This is a genomic window from Mycobacterium kyogaense (assembly GCF_036946525.1).
Lineage (GTDB): Bacteria > Actinomycetota > Actinomycetes > Mycobacteriales > Mycobacteriaceae > Mycobacterium > Mycobacterium kyogaense_A.
In genome coordinates, this window is sequence record NZ_JAQIIY010000038.1 from 1 (window position 1) to 20,556 (window position 20,556).

25 protein-coding genes and 1 pseudogene are annotated in these 20,556 nt (G+C 69.3%); 7 read left to right on the top strand and 19 right to left on the bottom strand.

What is annotated here, in order from left to right:
• Both PGN37_RS25535 and PGN37_RS25540 read right to left on the bottom strand, forming a co-directional pair.
• A partial coding sequence (locus tag PGN37_RS25535; protein ID WP_335333820.1) for a cupin domain-containing protein occupies nt 1-616 on the bottom strand: 616 nt, incomplete at its 3' end.
• Nucleotides 617-624: 8 nt separating this feature from the next.
• A complete protein-coding gene (locus PGN37_RS25540) occupies nt 625-1,902 on the bottom strand; it encodes a DUF6986 family protein (RefSeq protein WP_335333777.1) in 1,278 nt (425 codons plus the stop codon).
• Between the two features lie 172 nt (nt 1,903-2,074).
• Between PGN37_RS25540 and PGN37_RS25545 the strand changes: the two genes are divergently transcribed.
• Complete coding sequence (locus tag PGN37_RS25545) at nt 2,075-2,836, top strand: IclR family transcriptional regulator (RefSeq protein WP_335333778.1); 762 nt, start codon at nt 2,075-2,077, stop codon at nt 2,834-2,836.
• 11 nt (nt 2,837-2,847) lie between these two features.
• Here the strand turns inward: PGN37_RS25545 and PGN37_RS25550 are convergent, their stop codons facing one another.
• Nucleotides 2,848-3,564, bottom strand: a complete 717-nt coding sequence (locus PGN37_RS25550; protein ID WP_335333779.1) for an NAD-dependent deacylase — start codon at nt 3,562-3,564, stop codon at nt 2,848-2,850.
• A 36-nt stretch (nt 3,565-3,600) separates the two neighbouring features.
• Here PGN37_RS25550 and PGN37_RS25555 point away from each other — a divergent pair, with 36 nt between their 5' ends.
• Complete coding sequence (locus PGN37_RS25555; RefSeq protein WP_335333821.1) at nt 3,601-3,966, top strand: GntR family transcriptional regulator; 366 nt, start codon at nt 3,601-3,603, stop codon at nt 3,964-3,966.
• Here PGN37_RS25555 and PGN37_RS25560 read toward each other — a convergent pair whose 3' ends face one another.
• Together PGN37_RS25560 and PGN37_RS25565 are read right to left on the bottom strand one after the other, a co-directional pair.
• Nucleotides 3,967-4,800, bottom strand: a complete 834-nt coding sequence (locus PGN37_RS25560; protein ID WP_335333780.1) for a class I SAM-dependent methyltransferase — start codon at nt 4,798-4,800, stop codon at nt 3,967-3,969.
• A 15-nt stretch (nt 4,801-4,815) separates the two neighbouring features.
• A pseudogene (locus PGN37_RS25565) lies at nt 4,816-5,335 on the bottom strand (DUF1697 domain-containing protein).
• 75 nt (nt 5,336-5,410) lie between these two features.
• Here PGN37_RS25565 and PGN37_RS25570 point away from each other — a divergent pair.
• Nucleotides 5,411-5,854: a PPOX class F420-dependent oxidoreductase gene (locus tag PGN37_RS25570; protein ID WP_335333781.1), complete on the top strand. Its 444-nt coding sequence runs from the start codon at nt 5,411-5,413 to the stop codon at nt 5,852-5,854.
• Between the two features lie 17 nt (nt 5,855-5,871).
• Nucleotides 5,872-6,072, top strand: a complete 201-nt coding sequence (locus PGN37_RS25575; protein WP_335333782.1) for a DUF5302 domain-containing protein — start codon at nt 5,872-5,874, stop codon at nt 6,070-6,072.
• A gap of 1 nt (nt 6,073) precedes the next feature.
• On the opposite strand, the gene PGN37_RS25580 is transcribed toward PGN37_RS25575, so the two are convergent.
• The 9 genes from PGN37_RS25580 to PGN37_RS25620 all read right to left on the bottom strand — a co-directional run bounded on the left by PGN37_RS25580 (nt 6,074) and on the right by PGN37_RS25620 (nt 15,251).
• On the bottom strand, nt 6,074-7,408 hold the full coding sequence (locus tag PGN37_RS25580) for an acyltransferase family protein (protein WP_335333783.1): 1,335 nt from the start codon (nt 7,406-7,408) through the stop codon (nt 6,074-6,076).
• A complete protein-coding gene (locus PGN37_RS25585) occupies nt 7,374-8,603 on the bottom strand; it encodes an MFS transporter (protein WP_335333784.1) in 1,230 nt (409 codons plus the stop codon). Before PGN37_RS25585 ends, PGN37_RS25580 begins: the two co-directional genes overlap by 35 nt.
• Before the next feature lie 40 nt (nt 8,604-8,643).
• A complete protein-coding gene (locus PGN37_RS25590; protein WP_335333785.1) occupies nt 8,644-10,275 on the bottom strand; it encodes a solute symporter family protein in 1,632 nt (543 codons plus the stop codon).
• Nucleotides 10,272-10,622, bottom strand: coding sequence for a DUF485 domain-containing protein (locus PGN37_RS25595; RefSeq protein ID WP_335333786.1), 351 nt, complete (start codon nt 10,620-10,622; stop codon nt 10,272-10,274). The genes PGN37_RS25590 and PGN37_RS25595 overlap by 4 nt, the downstream gene beginning before the upstream one ends.
• Nucleotides 10,623-10,764: 142 nt before the next feature.
• Nucleotides 10,765-12,507 (bottom strand): sodium/solute symporter, encoded by a 1,743-nt coding sequence (locus PGN37_RS25600; RefSeq protein WP_335333787.1) that lies wholly within the window; start codon nt 12,505-12,507, stop codon nt 10,765-10,767.
• Nucleotides 12,504-12,872: a hypothetical protein gene (locus PGN37_RS25605; protein WP_335333788.1), complete on the bottom strand. Its 369-nt coding sequence runs from the start codon at nt 12,870-12,872 to the stop codon at nt 12,504-12,506. The genes PGN37_RS25600 and PGN37_RS25605 overlap by 4 nt, the downstream gene beginning before the upstream one ends.
• The gene (locus PGN37_RS25610) at nt 12,865-13,647 is read right to left on the bottom strand and encodes a LytR/AlgR family response regulator transcription factor (protein ID WP_335333789.1); all 783 of its coding nucleotides are present in this window, start codon (nt 13,645-13,647) and stop codon (nt 12,865-12,867) included. The genes PGN37_RS25605 and PGN37_RS25610 overlap by 8 nt, the downstream gene beginning before the upstream one ends.
• Before the next feature lie 13 nt (nt 13,648-13,660).
• On the bottom strand, nt 13,661-14,875 hold the full coding sequence (locus PGN37_RS25615; protein ID WP_335333790.1) for a sensor histidine kinase: 1,215 nt from the start codon (nt 14,873-14,875) through the stop codon (nt 13,661-13,663).
• A gap of 79 nt (nt 14,876-14,954) precedes the next feature.
• Nucleotides 14,955-15,251, bottom strand: a complete 297-nt coding sequence (locus tag PGN37_RS25620) for a DUF732 domain-containing protein (protein ID WP_335333822.1) — start codon at nt 15,249-15,251, stop codon at nt 14,955-14,957.
• A 114-nt stretch (nt 15,252-15,365) separates the two neighbouring features.
• Between PGN37_RS25620 and PGN37_RS25625 the strand changes: the two genes are divergently transcribed.
• Entirely contained in the window at nt 15,366-15,959 is a 594-nt protein-coding gene (locus PGN37_RS25625; RefSeq protein WP_335333791.1) for an HhH-GPD-type base excision DNA repair protein, read from the top strand.
• On the opposite strand, the gene PGN37_RS25630 is transcribed toward PGN37_RS25625, so the two are convergent.
• Together PGN37_RS25630 and PGN37_RS25635 are read right to left on the bottom strand one after the other, a co-directional pair.
• Nucleotides 15,949-16,338, bottom strand: coding sequence for a recombinase family protein (locus PGN37_RS25630; RefSeq protein ID WP_335333792.1), 390 nt, complete (start codon nt 16,336-16,338; stop codon nt 15,949-15,951). The genes PGN37_RS25625 and PGN37_RS25630 overlap by 11 nt on opposite strands.
• A 4-nt stretch (nt 16,339-16,342) precedes the next feature.
• Complete coding sequence (locus PGN37_RS25635; protein ID WP_335333793.1) at nt 16,343-17,029, bottom strand: nitroreductase family protein; 687 nt, start codon at nt 17,027-17,029, stop codon at nt 16,343-16,345.
• A gap of 19 nt (nt 17,030-17,048) precedes the next feature.
• Here PGN37_RS25635 and PGN37_RS25640 point away from each other — a divergent pair, with 19 nt between their 5' ends.
• Nucleotides 17,049-17,195 (top strand): DUF1059 domain-containing protein, encoded by a 147-nt coding sequence (locus PGN37_RS25640; RefSeq protein WP_241207105.1) that lies wholly within the window; start codon nt 17,049-17,051, stop codon nt 17,193-17,195.
• A gap of 83 nt (nt 17,196-17,278) precedes the next feature.
• On the opposite strand, the gene PGN37_RS25645 is transcribed toward PGN37_RS25640, so the two are convergent.
• Nucleotides 17,279-18,265 carry an Rv1157c family protein gene (locus tag PGN37_RS25645; protein WP_335333794.1) on the bottom strand — a complete coding sequence of 329 codons (987 nt, stop codon included), beginning with the start codon at nt 18,263-18,265 and terminating at the stop codon, nt 17,279-17,281.
• Between the two features lie 42 nt (nt 18,266-18,307).
• The gene (locus tag PGN37_RS25650; RefSeq protein ID WP_335333795.1) at nt 18,308-18,928 is read right to left on the bottom strand and encodes a hypothetical protein; all 621 of its coding nucleotides are present in this window, start codon (nt 18,926-18,928) and stop codon (nt 18,308-18,310) included.
• Nucleotides 18,929-19,079: 151 nt separating this feature from the next.
• Between PGN37_RS25650 and PGN37_RS25655 the strand changes: the two genes are divergently transcribed.
• Nucleotides 19,080-20,312: a mannosyltransferase gene (locus PGN37_RS25655; RefSeq protein ID WP_335333823.1), complete on the top strand. Its 1,233-nt coding sequence runs from the start codon at nt 19,080-19,082 to the stop codon at nt 20,310-20,312.
• On the opposite strand, the gene PGN37_RS25660 is transcribed toward PGN37_RS25655, so the two are convergent.
• Entirely contained in the window at nt 20,260-20,541 is a 282-nt protein-coding gene (locus tag PGN37_RS25660; RefSeq protein ID WP_335333796.1) for a 4a-hydroxytetrahydrobiopterin dehydratase, read from the bottom strand. The two genes, PGN37_RS25655 and PGN37_RS25660, sit on opposite strands and share 53 nt — an antisense overlap.
• Between the last annotated feature and the right edge of the window lie 15 nt (nt 20,542-20,556).

Here is a 20,556-nt window from a genome sequence, read left to right on the forward strand (position 1 = left end):
CGAACGGGATCGTGGCGCCGGGCTCGAACGTGACGATGTTGACGTGCATGTCGTATGCAAGGTCCTGGGGGTCCAGCATGCGCGTGGTGCGCCATTTGCCGTCGGTTCCCGGCATGGCTGACGGCTCGATGTCCTGCTCGTTGCCGAACTGGACCGAGGGGGCGTGCCCATCGATGGCCTCGTAGCGCTTGCGGATCCAGACGAACGTCGCGCTGTCGTCGCCGTTGTTGGCGGCCGACCACTCGGTGCCCGCCGGAAGGTAGGCGAAGCCGCCCGCGGTCAGCGTTCGTGACTGACCTGCCGCGTCGACGGTGAGCGCACCCGACGTCACGAACAGGAAGCCCGCCACCTCGGGTTGTGGCTCGGGGCGCGTGGCTCCGCCGCCGGGGGCGACCTCGACGATCGCCTGGTAGTACGTCGTGGCGCCGCCAGCGACGGGGCGGTTGATGATCCACGCACGTGTATCGGTCCACTCCGGGAACACCGAGGTGACGATGTCGGAGAGGACGCCGCGCGGGATCACCGTGTAGGCCTCGGTGACGATCGCGCGGTCGGTCAGCAGATCGGTCTGCGGGGGCAGGCCGCCGCGGGGCGTGTAGTACGACGCTCCGGTCACTGGGTGGGTCACTGGGAGCTCCTTGGTCGGCGGCCGAGCGCGATGTCGCGCACGGAGGACAGGGGAAGGTCGACGGCCGTCTCGATCTCGTCGGTGGTCAGGGCGCCGCAGACGCTGCCGCGATGGATCACGTTGGCCAGTGCCCGCGCTGTCGCCGGCTCGTCCATGACGGTCGAGTCGAGCTCGTGGGCGTAGGTGCGGAGCCGGTTCGCCGCCGGGGCGAAGGCGCCGCGATAGAACGCATAGGTCGCCAGGTATCGGGTGACCAGTTGGGCGGGATGCAGATCCCAGCCCTGGTAGATGCCGCGTTCGAGATGGCGTCGGACCAGGCGCGCGTGCAGTTTCCACGCCATGGCGACGTTGTCGGGGTCGCCGACGGGCAGGATGTTGGTCGAGCCGTCGGACAGGTGGACACCGGTGCCCGCGACGGCGAGTTGCATGACGTTCTTGGCGTGATCGGCCGCCGGATGTTCCATCGACTGGTGGGCAGCGGCGATGCCGAGTGATGCCGAGTAGTCGTAGGTCCCGTAGTGCAGCGAGCTGACCCGGCCCTGGCCGGCGTGGACGAACTGCGCGACGGGCGCGCGGCCGTCGGCGCCGAGGATCGCCTGCGGTGTCTCGACCTGCACTTCGAAGCGAATCCGCCCGTCCGGCAATCCATTCGCGGCTTCCAGTGCACTCGCCACCGCCACCATGGCCTCGACCTGCTCGACGGATGTCACCTTGGGCAGCGTGAGCGTGAGGCCCTCGGGCAGGCCTCCGTTGTCGACGAGTCCGGTGACGAACATGTCGAGTGTGCGGAGCCCGCGTGCCCGGGTGCCCGCTTCCAGACACTTGAAGCGCGTCCCGACGAACGGCGTCGAGGTGCCGGCGTCGAGTGCGCTGCGCAGCGCGGTGACCGCGCGCCTGACATCGGCGTCCTCGGTGGCGTCGTCGACCGTGCCGTACCCGTCTTCGAAGTCGATGCGGAGGTCTTCGATCGGCTCGGTGGTCAGCTTGTTCTCGACCAGTGCGGCGAGAGTCTCCGGCTCGCAATCGGTGTCACCGCCATCGCCGACCATGTCGGCGATGGCGTCGAGTCCGTGCGCATCGTTCGCGGCGGCGAGCGCGGCAGATCCCCAGTCGGCGGGCATGGTCGCCGAATACTTGTCACCGGGTACGTAGACGGTGTGGACCGGCTGCCGGCGGCCGTCGTCGCCGGGATATCGGTCCGCCAGTCGGGCATCGGTGGCCGCGAGACGACGATCGATATCGGCGAGCACCGCGTCGCCGAGGGATCGTGTCACGTGGGGCCCCCTGTCGGCGTGAAGAACTCGCATCAAATTCCGCATTGTGGAGTTTAGTGCGCGAGCTGAAAAATGTACATGCTGCGCCGCGATGCGGACAAAGACTTCCGAATTGTGGAACTCATTCGCGGCCTGTTCAATGGATACACATCAGCGGGCCGGGAGTGGACACATGGCGGACAGATCAGGCGGCGTGCAGTCGGTCGAGCGTGCATTCGAGCTGATGGAACTCATCGGGCGCGCGGGCGGTGAGTGCTCGCTGACCGAACTGTCCGCGGAGTCGCCCTTGCCGCCGCCGACGATCCACCGGTTGCTGCGCACCCTCGTCACCCTCGGCTACGTGCGCCAGCTGCCGAATCGTCGCTATGCGTTGGGCCCCAGGCTGATTCGACTCGGAGTGGTCGCCAATCGACAGTTGGGTGCGGTCGCCGGTCCGGTGCTGCAGTCGTTGGTCGATGACCTGGCCGAGACGGCGAGTCTGGCGGTGCTCGACGGCGACATGGTGATCTACACCGAGCAGGTCGCGTCGACACAGATGTCGCGGGCCACCGACGAGGTCGGCAGGCGGTTGGGCCTGCACACGTCCGGCGTCGGCAAGGCCGTCCTGGCCGAGCTCGACGATGCGCGCATCCTGAAACTGGTGACGCAGTCGGGACTGCCGGCGCCGACGGGGAACAGCGCGTCCACGTTGTCCGCGGTGTTCGCCAACGTGGAGCGCGTGCGCGCCGACGGGTACGCCGTCGACGACGAGGAGTTCGAAATCGGCGTCCGCTCGGTCGCGATGGCCGTGCCGGGGGCTCCGACTCCGATGGCCGTCGGTATCTCGGGTCCTGTGGGACGGATGGGCAAAGACGTCGTTGCTCGTGCTGTGCCCGCGCTCGAGAAGGCGGCCGGGGTGATCTCCGAGGCGTTGATCGGCGCGCAAGAGCGCTAGCCGGATCGGTCCTACCCGATCAGGGCGGGCAGGCGCTGCAGCAGGCCGGGCAGTGCAGTGCCCGCCTTCTCACGCAGTGACACGGTGGCGCTTCGCGACAGCGGTGTCGGCTCCGGATTCACCTCGATCACCGGGGTGCCACTGGCCACCGCCATCTCGGGCAGCCCGGCCGCGGGATAGACCACCGACGACGTCCCGACCACGACGACGACGTCGGCGCCGACCACCGCGTCGACCGACTGCTGCCAGGCCTGGTCGGGCAACGACTCGCCGAACCACACCACGTTGGGCCGAATCAGCCCGCCGCAGACCGTGCACCGCGGCGGGTCGACGGACTCGACCGGCTCGGGCATGTCGGGCACCGCGTCCTGATACGCGGTTCCGCAGCGGTCGCAATGGAATTCGAAGAGGCTGCCGTGCACGTGGTAGACCTTCGTGCTGCCGGCCCGCTCGTGCAGATCGTCGACGTTCTGGGTGACGACGTGGACGTCGGCGTAGTCCTGCCAGGCGGCGACGGCGCGGTGTGCGTCGTTCGGTGCGACGGTGGCCATCATGTGGTGGCGCCACAGATACCAGGCCCACACCCGGTCGGGATGCGCCCGCCAGCCGTCCGAGCTCGAGATCTCGTAGGGATCGACGTGGGCCCACAGCCCGGTCTCGACGTCCCGGAACGTCGGCACACCGCTTTCGGCCGAGATCCCGGCGCCGCTGAAGACCGTCACCTGCACTCCACCAAACTAGTCTCTGTGGGCGATACTGAGCACGTGGCCGAGTTGGGGGATTGGGTGCACGTCGACACGCAAGCGGCCCGGCCGCTGTTCGACCAGCTCAGAACGCAGATCATCGAGGGTACTCGGGACGGCCGGCTCACGCCGGGGACGCGTCTGCCCACCGTGCGGGAACTGGCCGGCCAGCTCGGTCTGGCGGTCAACACCGTCGCCCGCGCCTATCGCGAGCTGGAAGCCGCGGGCATCCTGGAAACCCGGGGCCGGTTCGGCACTTTCGTCGCGAGCTCGGATCCGGCCGACTCGGCGCTGGCGAGCGCCGCGCACACCTACGTGTCGGCCGCCAGGGCGTTGGGGGTCGGGAAGGGGCAGGCGCTGCGCTACGTGGAGGCGGCGTTCGGCTGATCAGCCGAATTCGAGCAGCGTGGTCAGTGGCCGCAACGGGTCGAGCAGCGGGAGCCGCTGCCATGTCCACAGCAGAGCGTTGAGCAGACGGCCCCGGGCCGGTTCGGCCGGCAGATCGTGGACGGCCCGCACCCCGGGCACCGTGTTCGCCAGATCGGCGAGCTCGGCGACGGTCAGCGAGAACGGCATCGGCGGAACCCGGTAGCGCAGCGATGTGCGCATCCCGCGGCGCATCAGCGCGGCGACTCCCGACGGCGGGAGATCGAAGATCATCTGACCGCCGGGGAAGCGGGCGGCGCACTCGGTGATGATCGACATCGCCTCCTCGGGCTGCAGATACATCAGCAGTCCCTCGGCAGTGACGAACACCCCGTTCTCGGTGTCGACCTCGTCCATCCAGCTGAAGTCGAGCGCGGACTGCGCGCGCTCGGTGATGCGATCCGACGGCGGCAGGATGGCCCGCCGCAATTCGATCATCGGCGGCAGGTCGACGCTGAGCCACGAGAAGTCGTGGCCGACCCCGCCGGTGGTGTCGAGTCGGTAGAAGCTCGTCTGCAGACCCTCGGCCAACGCCACCACCGTCGCCTTCGGATGGTCACGCAGATAGCGACGGGCGTACTTGTCGAACAGGTTGGCCCGCAACGCCATGTCCTGCCTGCGCGTGAAACCGAACTTCGCGAAATCGAAGTCGATCGAGTCCATCAGATGGATAGCCATCGGGTCGTCGATGATGCCGTCGGGTCGGCGCGCCTCAGCCGCGCGCACCGCGAGCGTCATCAGCGCGGTCTCCGAGACCCCGGTCAGATCGGCGGCGTGCTTGGGTGCTCGTGTCATCGATGGTCTTCCTTCTCAGGCTGCCAGCAGCTTGTCGATGGTGCGCAGGTTCCGGGTCGTGGTCGAGGGCTTGTACCTCTTGTCGCCCATCGTCTTGCCGACGGTGCTGTCGAGCGTCGACCCCTTCGGCACCTGCCAGTAGACGACGCCGTCGCCCGCCTCGATCTTCTCCTTCGGCCCGGCGGACAGCGCGGCCAGTTCGTCGAACACGTCGGGGTCGCTGACGAACGTGACGTAGGACTGATGACCGTCGCGCTCGCGCTCGAACGGGTAGTTGATGGAGATGGCGGCCAACGTGTCCATGTCGTACACCAGAACCCAAGCGTCGTAGCCGAATTCGTCACGCAGCGCCTTCTCGGCCTTCGTGCGCACCCCGGCGGCTCCGGCTCGACTGCTCAGCAGCACGTTGCCCGTGGCCAACACCGTCGTCACATCGGTGAAGCCGGCATCGGACAGGGCACGAGCGACCTCGGGCATCTTCAGCTTCACCCCACCCACGTTCACCCCCGCGCAACAGCGCGGCATATCGCGTCATCGCGGGGTCGCCGCGCCGTGTAACGGGTCCACCTGTTCGATCATTCCACTTCCCGCACCGACGTACCCTCAGGTGATGACACGCGACGTGTTCGACGACAAGCTGTTGGCGCTGATCGCCGGGAACTCGCTGGGAGTGCTGGCCACCCTCAAACGCGACGGCAGACCGCAGTTGTCGAACGTGTCGTATCACTTCGATTCGCGGACGCTGACGATCTCGGTGTCGATCACCGAACCGCGGGCCAAGACGCGCAACCTGCGCCGCGATCCCCGCGCCGCCATCCATGTCAGTTCCGACGACGGCTGGGCCTACGCGGTGGCCGAAGGCGATGCCGTGCTCACGCCGCCGGCGGCCAACCCGAACGACGACACCGTGGCCGGGTTGGTCGAGCTCTACCGCGAGATCGCCGGGGAGCACCCCGATTGGGACGACTACCGCCGCGCGATGGTCGACGATCGGCGGGTGTTGATGCGGCTACCCATCGGACACCTCTACGGGATGCCGCCCGGCAAGCGGTGAGCGGTTAGGCTTGCGCCATGGCAAACCAAGGGTCGGCCGGGTCGTCGGGGTCGTCGGATACTCCCGAGGACGACAACAAGCGCAAGTTCCGTGAGGCGCTGGAGCGCAAGAAAGCTCAGGCGGGCGGCGGCTCCGCCCACCGCGACGGCGGTACGAAGCAACCCCGGGCGCACGGCCCGGTCGAGAACCGTCGCGAGTTCCGCCGCAAGAGCGGCTAGCTCACCTGCCGGCAGCGGCCGCCTCGCGCGGCTGAAAGACCGGGCGCACGTCGCGGGCCAGCGCCCGTGCCGCGATCAGCGCGCACAGCATCACGGCCACGAGCGGTAGGCCGAGATCCTTGAGGCCCCATCCGACCGACGCCAGCGTCGCCGCCCCGGCGATACACAGCAGCGCACCGACGGCGGCACTGCGCGCCCCCGGCGCGGCCACGAAACCGCCGTCCCACAACGGAAGTGGACCGTTCTCCAGCGGACGCAGCGCGACGAACGCCGCAGCAACCGCCGCCGCCATGATCGCCACCTGCAGGACGGACACCATCGCGAAGTCCGGTGCGGCGGGATCGAAGCGCGGGTAGCCCAGGTAGTCGAACGCGAGATGGACGCCGAGCAGCGGCGGGATGTGCCACAGATACAGCGTCATCGCCCCGGAGTTGCCGATCGCCGTCGCCCACCACACCCGCGGCCGGCGCGCCCACCGGCCGATCGCGGGCGCAGCGGCAATTGCCAACGCGCACATCATGATCGCGTGTCCGGCGAGCAGCAGCGACGGCGGCGTCATGTTCTTCAGATGCTGGCTCTCCAACCCCACCAGGCTGAGCTCGTACGGGCCGAACACCACCAGCGCCACGTTGACGCCGAACGCGACGACCGCCGTCGTCAGCGCGGTGCGCCCGCGCACGAGGCCGCGCCGGTAGGCGACCCCGAAAGCCCCGGGGATCAACCACATCGCGAAGTTCACGTAGCCGAGCGCCGACCAGCCGTCGACGGTGATGCGTAACAGGTCGACGCCGGCGACCACGCCGTAGAGCACGGCCACCGTTGCGACGAAGCGCCGGGTCGTGGTGATCCGGGCCAGCAGTGGCACCGTGGCGAGCACCAGGACGTAGGCGCCGAGAAACCACAGCAGCTGGATGGAGATGCCGGCGACGGGTTCGTAGACGTGCACCGGCAGTACCTCTCGCGCCACCATCAGCGTCACCGCCCAGAACGCCAGATAGGAGAACACCGGCCGGTACAGCCGGGTGCAGCGGCGCATCAACCACTCGCCCCAGCTCGCACCGGGCGTCCACGTCTGCACCGAGGCGGCCACGCCGGCGAAGAAGAACAGCGGCATGATCTGGAAGACCCATGTCAGTGCCTGGAACACCGGCGACACTGACAGCAGGTTGGTCCACACGAACACGCCGTCACGGATCGTGCTGGTGGCCATCACGGTATGGCCCACGACCACGCCGAGCAGGGCGGTGATGCGGATGACGTCGATCGCGCGGTCCCGCTCGGCCGGTGTGGCGGCCTCTACCTCATCGGGGCGGGGAAGCTGCGTCCGTCGGCTCATGCGCCGAAACTAGCTGCGGCGCGGCATCCTTCGAATGAGTAGAAGCACTCAGGATCGCGACCAGGCAGCCGGCCGCGAGCACGGCGACCGCGATCGCGAACGCCACCCCCGAGGTGCGCAGTCCCCACGCCTGGGCGGCCAGGCCCTCACCGACCACGGGAACCGCGATCGCGACATAGGCCACGACGAAGTAGGTGGAGCTGACCTCGGCGCGCCGGTCGGGCGGGGTGCGCTCGGACACCGCGGCCAGCCCGCGGCTGAAGCTGATGCCCTGGCCGATGCCGGACACGACAGCCGCTGCGATGAGGCCCGGCAGCGAGCCGACATGCAGGGCGACTGCCAACGTGGCCATGCCGGCGATCAGAATGGCGCAGCCGACGGCTACGGCCCGTTCGGGATTCATGGTTCGCCCCGCGACCTGGGCGAGTGCCGAGGCGAGGAAGATCGTGCCGGCGATGAGACCGGCCAGCGCGTGGTTGCCGATGCCGATGACCTCGGCCAGGAACGACGGTGCCACCGCGGCGAACAGGCCGGTGACGGCGAACCCGGCGAACGCCGCCAGCGCGGCCACGACGAACACCGGCCGAGCCTCCGGCGGCACCGCCAGACGCTGCAGCCCCAGCCGGCCCTGCCGCGGGGAGGTCTCCCGTGAGCACAACACCGCGACCGCGGCGGCGACCGTCAGGGCCAGGTGCACGACGAAGCTCAGGTCCAGCGGGCGCGGCGCGTACTGCACGAGCACACCGGCAAGGACCGGACCCAGGCCCAACCCGCCGATGTTCACCACCGAGGCGACCGCGGCCGCGCGGTCCCGCCACGCCGGCGGCGCCGCCTCGATCACCGCCGCCGTCGCCGTCCCCGTGAAGAGGCCCGCCGACAGTCCGGACAGCACCCGGCCGATCAGGAGTTCGGGCACCGAATCGGCGAGCACGAACACCACCGCGCTAGCCGCCGCCATCACGATCCCGGCCAGCAGCACGGGCCGTCGTCCCACCACGTCGGACCAGCGGCCGAACAGCAGCAGTGCCGACAGCACCCCGCCGGCGTACGCGGCGAAAATGATCGTCGTCGTCAGCACATGGAAGTGCAGTTCCTCGGCGAACAGCGCGTACATCGGTGTGGGCAGCGTCGTGCCGACCATGATCGCGGCGAACGCGTAGCCCAGCAGGGCCATCGAGTAACGGTGCACGGACATTCTCAGCGGCATACCCGCCGAGGCTATTCCGCAGACCGGGTCAGTGCGCGACCGCCTTCTCCGCACCGATGCCGGTGAGCGATCGCACCTCCATCTCGGCGTTGACCTCCGGGTTGCCGCGGTCCGACGACGTCAGGGTGCCGACGATGCCGAGCACGAAGGCCAGCGGGATCGACACGATGCCGGGGTTGGCCAGCGGGAACCAGGCGAAATCCGCGCCCGGGATCATCGCGGTCTTGGCGCCCGACACCGCGGGGGAGAACACGATCAGCACGATGGTCGAGATCAGCCCGCCGTACATGCTCCACAGCGCGCCACGGGTGTTGAACCGCTTCCAGTACAGCGAGTACACGATCGTCGGGAGGTTGGCCGCTGCTGCGACGGCGAACGCGAGCGCGACGAGGAACGCGACGTTCTGTCCGTTGGCGAGGATGCCGAGACCGATCGCCAGCACACCGAGCACCACGGCGGTGATCCGGGAGACCCGCACCTGCTCGGCCTCGGTCACCTTGTGATTCTTGAGCACTGAGGCGTAGATGTCGTGGGCGAAGGACGCCGACGCGGTGATCGTCAGGCCGGCGACGACAGCGAGGATGGTCGCGAAGGCCACCGCCGAGATCACGCCGAGCAGGATCACGCCACCCAGTTCGAACGCCAGCAGCGGCGCCGCCGAGTTCACCCCGCCGGCGGCGGACAGGATGCGGTCGGGGCCGACGAGGGCGGCCGCGCCGTAGCCGAGCACCAGGGTGAACAGGTAGAAAGCGCCGATCAGCGCGATCGCCCACACGACGCTGCGCCGAGCCTCCTTGGCCGTGGGCACCGTGTAGAAGCGCATCAGCACGTGCGGCAGACCCGCGGTGCCCAGCACCAGCGCCAGTGCCAGCGAGATGAAGTTGATCTGCGAGGTCAGCGAGCCGCCGTACTGCGCGCCGGGCGCGAGCACGTCACGCTTGGCGACGCCCTCGGTGGTGGCACCGCTGATGGCCGACTGCGCGGATCCGAGGATCTCGGAGAAGTTCAGCCCGAACTTGGCGAGCACCATCACGGTCATGAAGCCGGCTCCCACGATCAACAGCACGGCCTTGATGATCTGCACCCACGTGGTGCCCTTCATGCCGCCGACGAGCACGTAGACGATCATCAGCACGCCGACGACCGCGATGACGACGGATTGACCGGTGCGGCTGCGGATGTCGAGCAGCAGAGCCACCAGCCCGCCGGCGCCGGCCATCTGGGCCAGCAGGTAGAACAGCGACACCGTCAGGGTGTTGGTGGCCGCGGCCAGTCGCACCGGGCGCTGCTTGAGCCGGAAGCTGAGAACGTCGGCCATCGTGAATTTGCCCGTGTTGCGCAGCAATTCGGCGACGAGCAGCAGCGCCACGAGCCAGGCGACGAGGAAGCCGATCGAGTACAGGAAGCCGTCGTAGCCGTAGACCGCGATGGCGCCCGCGATGCCGAGGAAGCTGGCCGCCGACAGGTAGTCGCCGGCGATCGCGATGCCGTTCTGTGGGCCGGAGAAGCCGCGCCCGCCGGTGAAGAACTCGTCGGCGGTCGCGTTGCGCTTGCTGGCGCGGATCACCACGATCATCGTGACGACGACGAACAGGCTGAAGATGCCGATGTTCGCGATCGGGTTGCCGACGGTCTCGGACGCCGCGAGGACGGTGGTCATCGGAGGTTGCCTTCCAGCTCAGAGCGGATCGCCTCGGCGCGCGGGTCGAGCTCGCGGTTGGCGAAGCGGACGTAGAGGCCGGTGATGAGGAAGGTCGACAGGAACTGGCCCAGGCCGATGATCAGCCCGACGTTGATGTCGCCCCACACCCTGGTGGCCATGAAGTCATGCGCGAAGGCGCCCAGCAGCACGTAGACGGCGTACCAGACGAGGAAGATCGCGGTCATCGGGAACACGAAGCGGCGCAGTCTGTTTCGCAACTCCTGGAACTCAGGGCTGGCCTGGACTTCCAGATAGCGCTGCCCGCTGATCGCGTCCGGGCGGATGGGTAGGTCGGTGTCGGACACGGTGATGTCGCTCCTGACTGCTGTGAACCGGCTGTGCAGCGACCGTAGTTGAGATGTGGGTCACAAAAACAGGCCCAATCAGGTGAACACGACGAGGTCGGGCAGCGCTGCGGTGAGCGGTCGGTCGACGACGACGAGCGGCTTACGTGTCGGGGACCCGCTCGATGACCATCCCGAGGTTCTCCGGCAGGTGCATCCGTGCGAATGTCTGCGCCACATCGGCGGGTACCGACGTGCGGGTGAGGCGGCTGACGACGATCATCGTCGCGAATGCCAACGGCACGCTGATCGCGGCGGGATATCCGATCAGCACCGCGGGCCAGCCTCCTCCGGCGTCGTCGTCGACGCCCCCGGCGACCGCGACGGTCACCGCCACCCCGGACAGCAACCCGCCGACGACCAGTCCCCACCCGGCGCCCGCGGCGGTCAGGCCGCGCCACCAGATGCCCAGCACCAGCAGCGGGCACAGCGTCGAGGCCGCCACCGCGAACGCCAGTCCGACGCTGCGGGACAGCTCGAGCCCGCCGGATGCGGCCAGCGCCAACGGAATCGGGATGAGACCACCGATCACCGCGGCCACCCGGAAGTCCCGCACGCGGCCGCCCAGCACGTCGGTGGCCAGCGCCCCGGCGAAGCTGACCAGCAGGCCCGACGAGGTGGCCAGGAACGCAGCGATCGCGCCCGCGGCCACCAGCGCCGCCAGCAGCTGCCCGGCCGCACCACCGACTGCGGAGCCGGGTGCCAGCAGCACCGCCGCGTCCGCGGTTCCGGTGATCAGCAGCTGCGGCACGTAGAGCCGGGAGAACACGCCCAGCAGTGTCGGGAACAGGTAGAACAGCGCCAGCAGCGCGATGACCGCCAGGGCCGTGCGCCGCGCCGCCCGCCCGTCGGGGTTGGTGTAGAAGCGCACCAGTACGTGCGGCAAGCCCATGGTGCCCAGGAACGTCGCCACCATGATCGACACCACCTGATACATCGGGTGGGCGCCGCCCAACCCGCCGCCCGAGGCGATCCAGTCGGCCCCGGCGGCGGGGGTGCCCGCGACCACCGGGGTCGCCGCCCCGGCAGCCAGTTGCAGTGTGCTGCCGGCGCCGAGGGTGTGTTCGCCCGCGCCGCCGACGGGTGCGTCGGCGACCGGACGTCCGTCGAGCGTGCCGGTGACCGTGATTCCCGCCGGCGCGACCACCTGGACCACGACGTCGGTGTCGATGGCCACCGTGGTGTCCTGCGTGACCGTCGGGGGGAGGGTGCCGCCGAGCTCGCCGCCTCGATCGCCGAGGAACAGACCTGCCAGCGCGAGCGCGGGAATCGCGACCGCGGTCAGCTTCAGCCAGTACTGGAATGCCTGCACGAACGTGATCGAGCGCATGCCTCCGGCCACCACGTTGGTCAGCACGATCGCGCCGACAGTCAACGGCCCCAACCACACCGGCGTGCCGAGCAGTGTGCTCAGCGTCAAGCCCGCACCCTGGTACTGCGGTACCAGATAGAGGACGCAGATCACCACCACGACGATCATCGCGATCTTGCGAAGCCGCTGCGAGCCGAGCCGGAACTCGGCGAAATCGGGCACCGTGTAGGCGCCGGAGCGGCGCAACGGGGCCGCGACGAACAGCAGCAGACCGAGATAGCCTGCGGTGAAACCCACCGGGTACCACAGCGCGTCGGCGCCGTACTTGGCGATCAGCCCGGCCACGCCGAGAAACGATGCCGCGGACAGGTATTCACCTGAGATCGCCGCGGCGTTCCACTGCGACCCGACGGTGCGCGAAGCGACAAGGAAGTCGGAGGTGGTGCGGGAGAACCGAACTCCGTACGCGCCGATCGCGATCGTCGCGCCGGCCGCGGCCAGCAGCGCGGCGGCGGTCAGAGGTGAACCGGTCACGGTTCGGCGTCCACCACGCCAACGAAGTCACGTTCGCCCTGTTCGGCGAGGCGCACGTAGGCCCAGCCGATGCCGTACAGCAGCGGATACACCAAGCCGGCCAGCACCAGCCAGTTGAGCCGCAAACCGAGCACCGTCACCGCGCCCAGAGCGGGGAACAGCGCGGAGATCACCGGGATCGCACCGACGAGGCACACCACGACCGCGCCGAGCCGCAACGCGAGACCCAGCTGCGCACGCACGAGTCCACGCACCAACGCGTCGCCCACCTGGGTCTGCTCCTGCACCTCGACGCGGGTGCGCACCATGCGGGCGCCGCGGCGGTGAGCGAGCACCACTCGTTGCCGCTGCGGACGGTCACTCATCGCTACCTCCGGGACGCAGGCTGCGCATGGGAGTGCGCACCACCCGGTCCCGCAGCTCGCGGGCTTGGCGGCGGCTGACGGGCAGTTCGACCGCCGGTGACGCGCCGTTGTCGCGTAGCAGCACCAGAACCGCGCCGTCGGCGGTGCGCAGACCGGTCACGAACGGCAACGCGACCAGGTAGGAGCGGTGGACACGTTGGAATCCGCGCTCGCTCCAACGGTTTTCCAGGGTGCTCAGCGGTATCCGCACCAGATGTGCACCCGACGCCGAATGGAGGCGGGCGTAGTCGCCTTCGGCTTCGACCCAGCTGATGGTGTCGCGGGGGATGAGGTGGGTGACGCCCGCCAGTTCGGCGGGGATCACGTCGGAGTCGTCGTCGTCGCGCTCGGGCGGCGTGTCGGCAGGGAGGGACGTCACGACGCGACGGACGGCTTCGTCGAGACGGTCGTCGCGGATCGGCTTGAGAAGGTAGTCGACGGCGCCGAGATCGAACGCCGCGACGGCCTTGTCGTCGTGGGCGGTGACGAACACGATGGCCGGCCGTTGCGCGTAGTGGGCGAGCACCCCGGCCAATTCGATGCCCGAGAGCCCGGGCATGTTGATGTCGAGGAAGACCGCGTCGATGCGACGGTGATTGAGCTCCCGCAGCGCCGAGGTCGCGTCCCCCGCGCGGACCACCTCGCCGATGTCGGCGTGACGGCTCAGCAGGTACGCCACCTCGTCCAGCGCGGGGACCTCGTCGTCGACCGCGAGAACGGTGAGGGATCTGCTCACTGCCTACACACGCCTAGCCACTTCGACCCACCCCGAACGTCCCTCCGTCGGCCCGTACGCCGGATCGGAACTTGGGCACCCGCATGGTCACCTTGGTGCCGGCGCCGATCGCTGTCTCGACCACCAGACCGTAATCGTTGCCGAAGGCGGCGCGCAGTCGATGGTCGACATTGGTGAGCCCGACGTGCGCCGAGGCGCCCTCGGTGCCGGTCGAGAGCGCGTCTCCCGTTCCCGAACGCAGTACCTCGGGGTCCATGCCGACACCGTCGTCCTCGACCGAGATGACGCAGTCGGAGCCCTCGTCTCGCGCGATCAACTCGATGGACCCACTGCCGCGGCCCGCGAAGCCGTGTCGAACGGCGTTCTCCACCAACGGTTGCAGAGCGAGGAAGGGGACCGTGACGGTGAGCACCTCGGGCGCGACCTGCAGCCGCACCCGCAGCGCGTCGCCGAAGCGGGCCCGCTCCAGGGTGAGGTAGCGGTCGATGTTGCGCAGTTCTTCGGCCAGCGTGGTGAATTGGCCGGCGGCGCGGAAGGAGTAGCGGGTGAAGTCGGCGAACTCGAGGACGAGTTCGCGGGCACGATCGGGGTCGGTGCGGACGAACGAGGCGATGGTGTTGAGCGAGTTGTAGAGGAAGTGCGGGCTGATCTGCGCGCGCAGCGCGAGGACCTCGGCGCGGTCGAGGCGGGCGCGCGACGCGTCGAGTTCGGCCAGCTCAATCTGACTCGCGGCGTAGCGGGCCACCTCGCCGACAGCGCCGAGCAGACCGGGCCCGGGGGAGCGCGTCGTCACCACGACCAGGACGCCGAGCACGTCGCCGCCGTCGGCGAGCAGTGGTTGAGCGACGACCGCGGACGTCGGGGCGTGCCCCATCACGCGGCGCTGACCGGAGAGCGAATCGACAGCCGCGGTCGCGCAGGCGTCCCGCACGTCGGCGTCCCACGCATCGTCGGGATCACAGGCCAGCAGCTTGCCGGTGCCGTCGAACAGAGCGAGCCGGTCGGTGCCGGTGAGCTCCCGCAGGAACGGCGCCGCCTCGCGGGCGGAGTCCGGGGTGAGGCCCTGGCGTAACGCGCGGGCGGCGAGGGATGCGGTGTGCAGCGCGGCGTGCACAGCCCGCTCGGTCGGTGTCGCGACCACCCGCCGGGTTCGCAGCGCCAGCACGACGGCCGCCACCGCGATGACGATCAGCGCGACGGTGAGGGCGATGGCGAGCTGGCCGGACATGAATCACGCTCCTCGCCAGATGTTCAGTTGTCGATGGTAGGCCGCGGCCGTGCGGCGGCCGGCCACCGCACGGCGCGCGTCACTGCACGGGGCAGGCGTACTTTCGGGCGACGTCGAAGACGCGCTCCTGCGCGCCGGGGCCGATGACGCCCTGGGCGGCCAGCTCGAGGCCGATGTACCCCGGGATGCCGCCGATACATGCCTGATGTGCCACCCGCCATGCGGTGTCGGGATTGAGGTTGTAGCCGTTGCGCTGCAAGCCCTGCAGGTAGGCGTCGAAAGCCGGCGTGCCCTGATCCGGGATCGCGTGGGCGGTTCCGGCGAGAGTCAGCGCGGCGGCTGCCGCCGCGAACAGTGAGGCCGCAACGCGTCGCATCATGTCGTCATTCCCCCTAGGTGCAGACATGCAGAATAGTTTCGTCCGTGGCAATCTCGCAGCCGTTTGGGTGAGGGTTTCATGGCCGATGTCGGGGCCGCCTAAGCTGCTGGCATGACTGTGAATCTCTGCTTGGCGCAGGACGCAGACGCCGACGCTCTGCTCGACGAAAGTCCCTTCGCGCTGCTGGTCGGCATGCTGCTAGATCAGCAGATCCCCATGGAGGTGGCCTTCGCCGGGCCGAAAAAGATCGCCGACCGCATGGGAGGCTTCGACGCCGCGACGATCGCCGACCACGACCCCGAGCAGTTCGCCGCCCTGTGTGCGCAAACCCCTGCGGTGCACCGGTTTCCGGGGTCCATGGCCAAGCGCGTGCAGGCACTGGCGCAGACGATCGTCGACGAGTACGGCGGTGATGTGACCGCACTGTGGTCCGACGGCGCCGACGGTGCGACCGTGCTGCGCCGTCTCAAGGCGCTGCCCGGTTTCGGCGAGCAGAAGGCCAAGATCTTCCTCGCACTCCTCGGTAAGCAGTACGGCGTCACGCCGTCGGGGTGGCGTGCCGCTGCCGGTGATTACGGCAAGGCCGGCAGCCACATGTCGGTGGCCGATGTGAAGGACACCGGCTCGCTGCAGAAGGTGCGCTCCTACAAGAAGGAGATGAAGGCCAAGAGCAAGGAAGCCAAGGCGGCCAAGGCTACGACCTGAGCTCGCTGTCGAGCGTCGTGTCCAGCGCCGCCAGCTCAGTCAGGACTTCGGCCACAGCTCGACCCGTCGCGCTCGCGGTGTCGAGGCCGCTGGCCAAGCAGCGCACCGTGATTGCGCGGCCCGTCAGGTCCGCCACGATGTGTGCCACCTCAGCTGAGGAGCGTCCCAGCCGATCCAGGCTGACCACCACGACCGCATCGCCCGGGCGGGCATAGCTGAGCAGTGCGATCAGGCCCGGCCGCATCTTGTCCGCCGAGCCGGCTGCCCGATCCGTGAAGATGCGCCTCGAGTCGACACCCGAGGCGGCGAGGTCGGCGAGCTGGTCCGCGAGATCCGCCGCCGGCCCGCCGGCCGTCGCGTACCCCAGCGTCGCTGCCATCTCTTCACGGTCTCACGGCTACACCGGCGTTCGAGAAGGGCACGCCGTCGAAGCGTTCCGAGGTCACGAAATCCGCCACCGGCTTGCGGGTGAGCGTGCGGACCTGCCGTTGCGGTCGACCGAGCGGGACCACCGCGGCCAGGGCGTAGTCGTCGGGAATGCCGAGCAGGTCCTTGACGCGCGGCTCCTCGGCCACCGCCATCGTCGTCAGCACGCCGCCGAAGCCCTCGTTGCGGGCGGCCAGCAGCACGTTCCACACGAACGGGTACACCGACGCGCCGGCGATCACGCCGATGCGGTCGAGGTCCTGATCCGTCGCGGCCACCACGCCGAGATCGACACAGACCACCAGAACCACCGCCGCGCTGTGCAGCGGCGCCGTCATCGCGGCGGGCACCTCGGTGGCCGCCACCTGCTCGGGAGGAACTCGCATGGGCCGCAACGGATTCCACGGCCCTTCGCCGTTCGCTTTCTGGGCCGTGTAGCGGCGCGCGCCGGTCTCACTCAGGGTAGCCAGCGCCGCACGGGTATCGAGGTCACGCACCACGATCGCCCGCACTCCCTGACGGTTGCCGCCCGTCGGCGCGAACCGTGCATGGTCGAGGATTCGGTACAGCGTCTCGTCGGGGAGCGGGTCGCCGGTGAACTGCCGGACTGCACCCGTCGAACGCATCACGTCGCAGACGTCCATGTGTGCCATTGTGATGTCTATGAAGACTCACTTGAGCTGCCCGTGCGGCGAGGCCATTCAGGGCAAGGACGAGGATGATCTGGTCGAGAAGGCCAAGGCGCATCTGTCCGAGGTGCACCCCGGCCGCGACTACGACCGCGACGCCATCCTGTTCATGGCCTACTGACCAAACCGCGGAATAGCATTCCTGGCTGTTGATCGTCGCCATTGACGACCAGGAATGCTATTCCGCGGTGAGGGGGTGCCAGGTCAGGGGACGACCGTGGAGCCGATCGTCGGCATGAACTGGCACTGCTTCTCGGTCGTGGTGACCTGACCGAAGATCGTCGACATGATGCTGCCGGAGCCGGTGTCGGCGATGGCCGTCAACGTCGTCGGCCCCTGGGGGTTCATGTCCGGCCGGGGCTTCAGCGTCACGCTGCCCGACTTGCCCGTGGTGAGGTTGACCCACGTGGCGTTCAGCGGCAGCTTCTGCTCGGCCGCGGGACCGGGCGTGCCGACCGCGGTGAACACGTAGGCGGTCTGGCCGGGGCCGGGTCCGGGCAGCGGGATCGCCGCCGGGCCTGCCACCGAGATGGCCGTTGCCAGCACGTTGCCACCGTCCGCCAGGCAGCCGTTGCTGATCGACGGATACAGGAAGTCCTGCGTCACAGGGGTATTCGGCCCGAATGCGCCGCCGCCCGGGGTCGTCGCAGCGACCGGCGTGGCGGCCGGAGCTGCCGCCGGATCGGGAGCTGGCGCGGGCACTGCCGCCTGGGCCGCCGCCGGGGCCGCCGCCGGGTCAGGCCCGGGCAGCGCCGCCTGCGGCGTCACCATGTGCGCCACCTCCGGCGCGGCGTCCGGAGCCGGGCCCACCGCGAACTCCGGGTTCACGCCCGCCGGAAGGTGAGCCTCCGTGCCCGGCACCGCGCCCGCCGCCGGAACATGCGCGACGGGTTGCACGAACTGGTTGACCGCCGACGCCACATCCCGCGACGGCGTCGGTGCCGCGGCGTCGCCGGCGAAGACCGCCGCGGCCGCCATCAGCATCGACGCCGCATTCGACGGGTCGGCCGCGGCCTGCTGGATGACCGGCCCGATGCTCTGCACCGCGGGCAGGCCAGGTGCGGTGAGCCCGTCGATCGGCAGCGGCGCCACCGGGTCGGCGTGAGCGACGCCGGTCACGCCGACCGCCAGCAACGCGGTCGATGAACTCACCGCCAAGGCGGTGGTGAGCATCGTCCTGATCGTTGACATGGTTCCCCTCGTGTCGGATGGGCGGTTATCGGGCTGGCGGGATCAGGGCAGAGCCGAGAGCAGCGGAGCTGCGACCGGAGCTGCCGGTGCCGCGGGGGCGGCGGGTGTGGTCGCAGCACCGCCGGTGGGCAGCAGGCTGGACAGCGGGGACCCGCCCGGAAGCAGCGAGGCCAGGCTGCCGGGCGCGCCGAGCACATCGGTCAGACCCGACAGCGGCGATGCGGCGGCCGGCGTGTTGACCGGCGGAACCGTGGTGGTGTTGCCGGCGGGCACGGTGCCCGGAGTGGCCGTCACCGTCGGCATGGCGGCGGGCAGCGTCTCCGGCAGCGCGGCGACTGCGCCCGGCAGTGCGTTGACGCTCGGAGGCAGCGTCAGCGACGCGGTGGCTCCCGGGGCGGGGGCCAGCGGCGCGGTGGCGGCGCTGGTGGTCGCGGACGCGGCGGCGGGGGCGCCGCCCATCAGGTTGGCGAAACCCTGCATGAGCTGCGTGGCAGCCGCCGGGTTGGCAGCGAGTTGCTGCAGGAACGGCAGGCCGGGCACGGCCGGTGCCGGCGCCGGAGCGGCCGGTTGAGCGGCTGCTCCCGCGCTGAGGGCAACAGCAGCCGTCACCGCTCCTGCCGCAGCAATCATCGTGGTGGCGAACAGTTTCCGGGTGCGGTGCATGAGAACTCCCAATCGATGTAGTGGCACGCCTGAACCCGAAGCTAGCCTGTTACTAGAGTTACTCAAGTGACATGAGTGGCATTTATTCAACCGTTACGGACGTGAAGGCAGATGGTGATCGAGCGCCCGGGTCGTCGATAGAGTCGGAGCCATCGACACCATCGAGGCGGCATCGCGCTCACGGTGGGCAGCCCGGCTGTCTGCCGCGGCCCCCGTGCTGCTGATCCTGAGCATCGCCGCCCGGCTGGCGTGGACCTATCTGCTGCCCAACGGGGCGAACTTCGTCGACCTGCACGTCTATGTCGGTGGCGCGGCCGCCCTCGACCGGCCCGGCACCCTCTACGACTACGTCTACGCCGACCAGACCCCGGACTTCCCACTGCCGTTCACCTACCCGCCGTTCGCCGCGGTGGTGTTCTACCCGCTGCACCTGTTGCCGTTCGGGGTGGTGGCCTTCCTGTGGTCGATCGGGATCATGGCTGCTCTGTATGGTGTCGTGCGGGTCAGCCAGGGTCTGCTGACCGAGCCGTCCGCAGCCGGCGACCGTCGTGTCGCCATGGCGTGGACCGCGGTCGGCATCTGGACCGAACCGCTGCGCAGCACGTTCGACTACGGCCAGGTCAACGTCGTTCTGGTGCTGGCCATCCTGCTCGCGGTGCGCAGCAGACGGTGGTGGCTGTCAGGGTTGCTCGTCGGCCTCGCCGCCGGGATCAAGCTGACCCCGGCCGCCGCGGGGCTGTACTTCGCCGGCGCACGCCGCTGGGCGACGGTGGCCTTTTCCGCGGTGGTGTTCTTCGCGACCATCGGCGTGTCGCTGCTGGTGATCGGTCAACAGGCCCGGTTCTACTTCACCGACCTCCTCGGCGACGCCGGACGTGTCGGCCCGATCGGCACGTCGTTCAACCAGTCCTGGCGCGGCGGCGTGTCGCGCATCCTCGGCCACGACGCCGGCTACGGCCCCGCGGTCCTGGCCGGCATCACGGTGACGGCCGTGCTGGCGGTGCTGGCGTGGCGCGCGATCGGGGGCGCGAACGACCGGCTCGGTGCGATCGTCATCGTCTCGATGTTCGGACTGCTGCTGTCGCCGATCTCGTGGACGCACCACTGGGTGTGGCTGATCCCGCTCATGATCTGGCTGCTGCACGGCCCCTTGCGCGCGGAAGTCGGTGCTCGGCTCCTGGGGTGGGGGTGGCTGGCGCTGACGCTGATCGGCGTGCCGTGGCTGCTCAGCTTCGCCCAGCCGACCATCTGGGAGATCTCCCGGCCCTGGTACCTCGCGTGGGCCGGTCTGATCTACATCGTCGCGACGTTGGCGACGCTGGGCTGGATCGCTAGCCGAGGAGGCCGTCGATCTCGCGTGCCATCGCCACGTCCTTGTCCGTGATGCCGCCCTCGGAGTGGGTGACCAGAGCGAAAGTCACTGTGCGCCATCGGATGTCGATGTCAGGATGATGGTCGGCAGCTTCTGCGCGCTCGGCCACCCGCCGGACGGCGTCGATGCCGTCGAGAAACGCGGGAAAATCCACGTTGCGGCGCAGGGCGCCGTCTGAACGCTCCCAACCGTCGAGTTCGGGCAGGACAGCGTCGACGTCGTCGTCTGATAACACGGCCATGGCATCGACGGTATA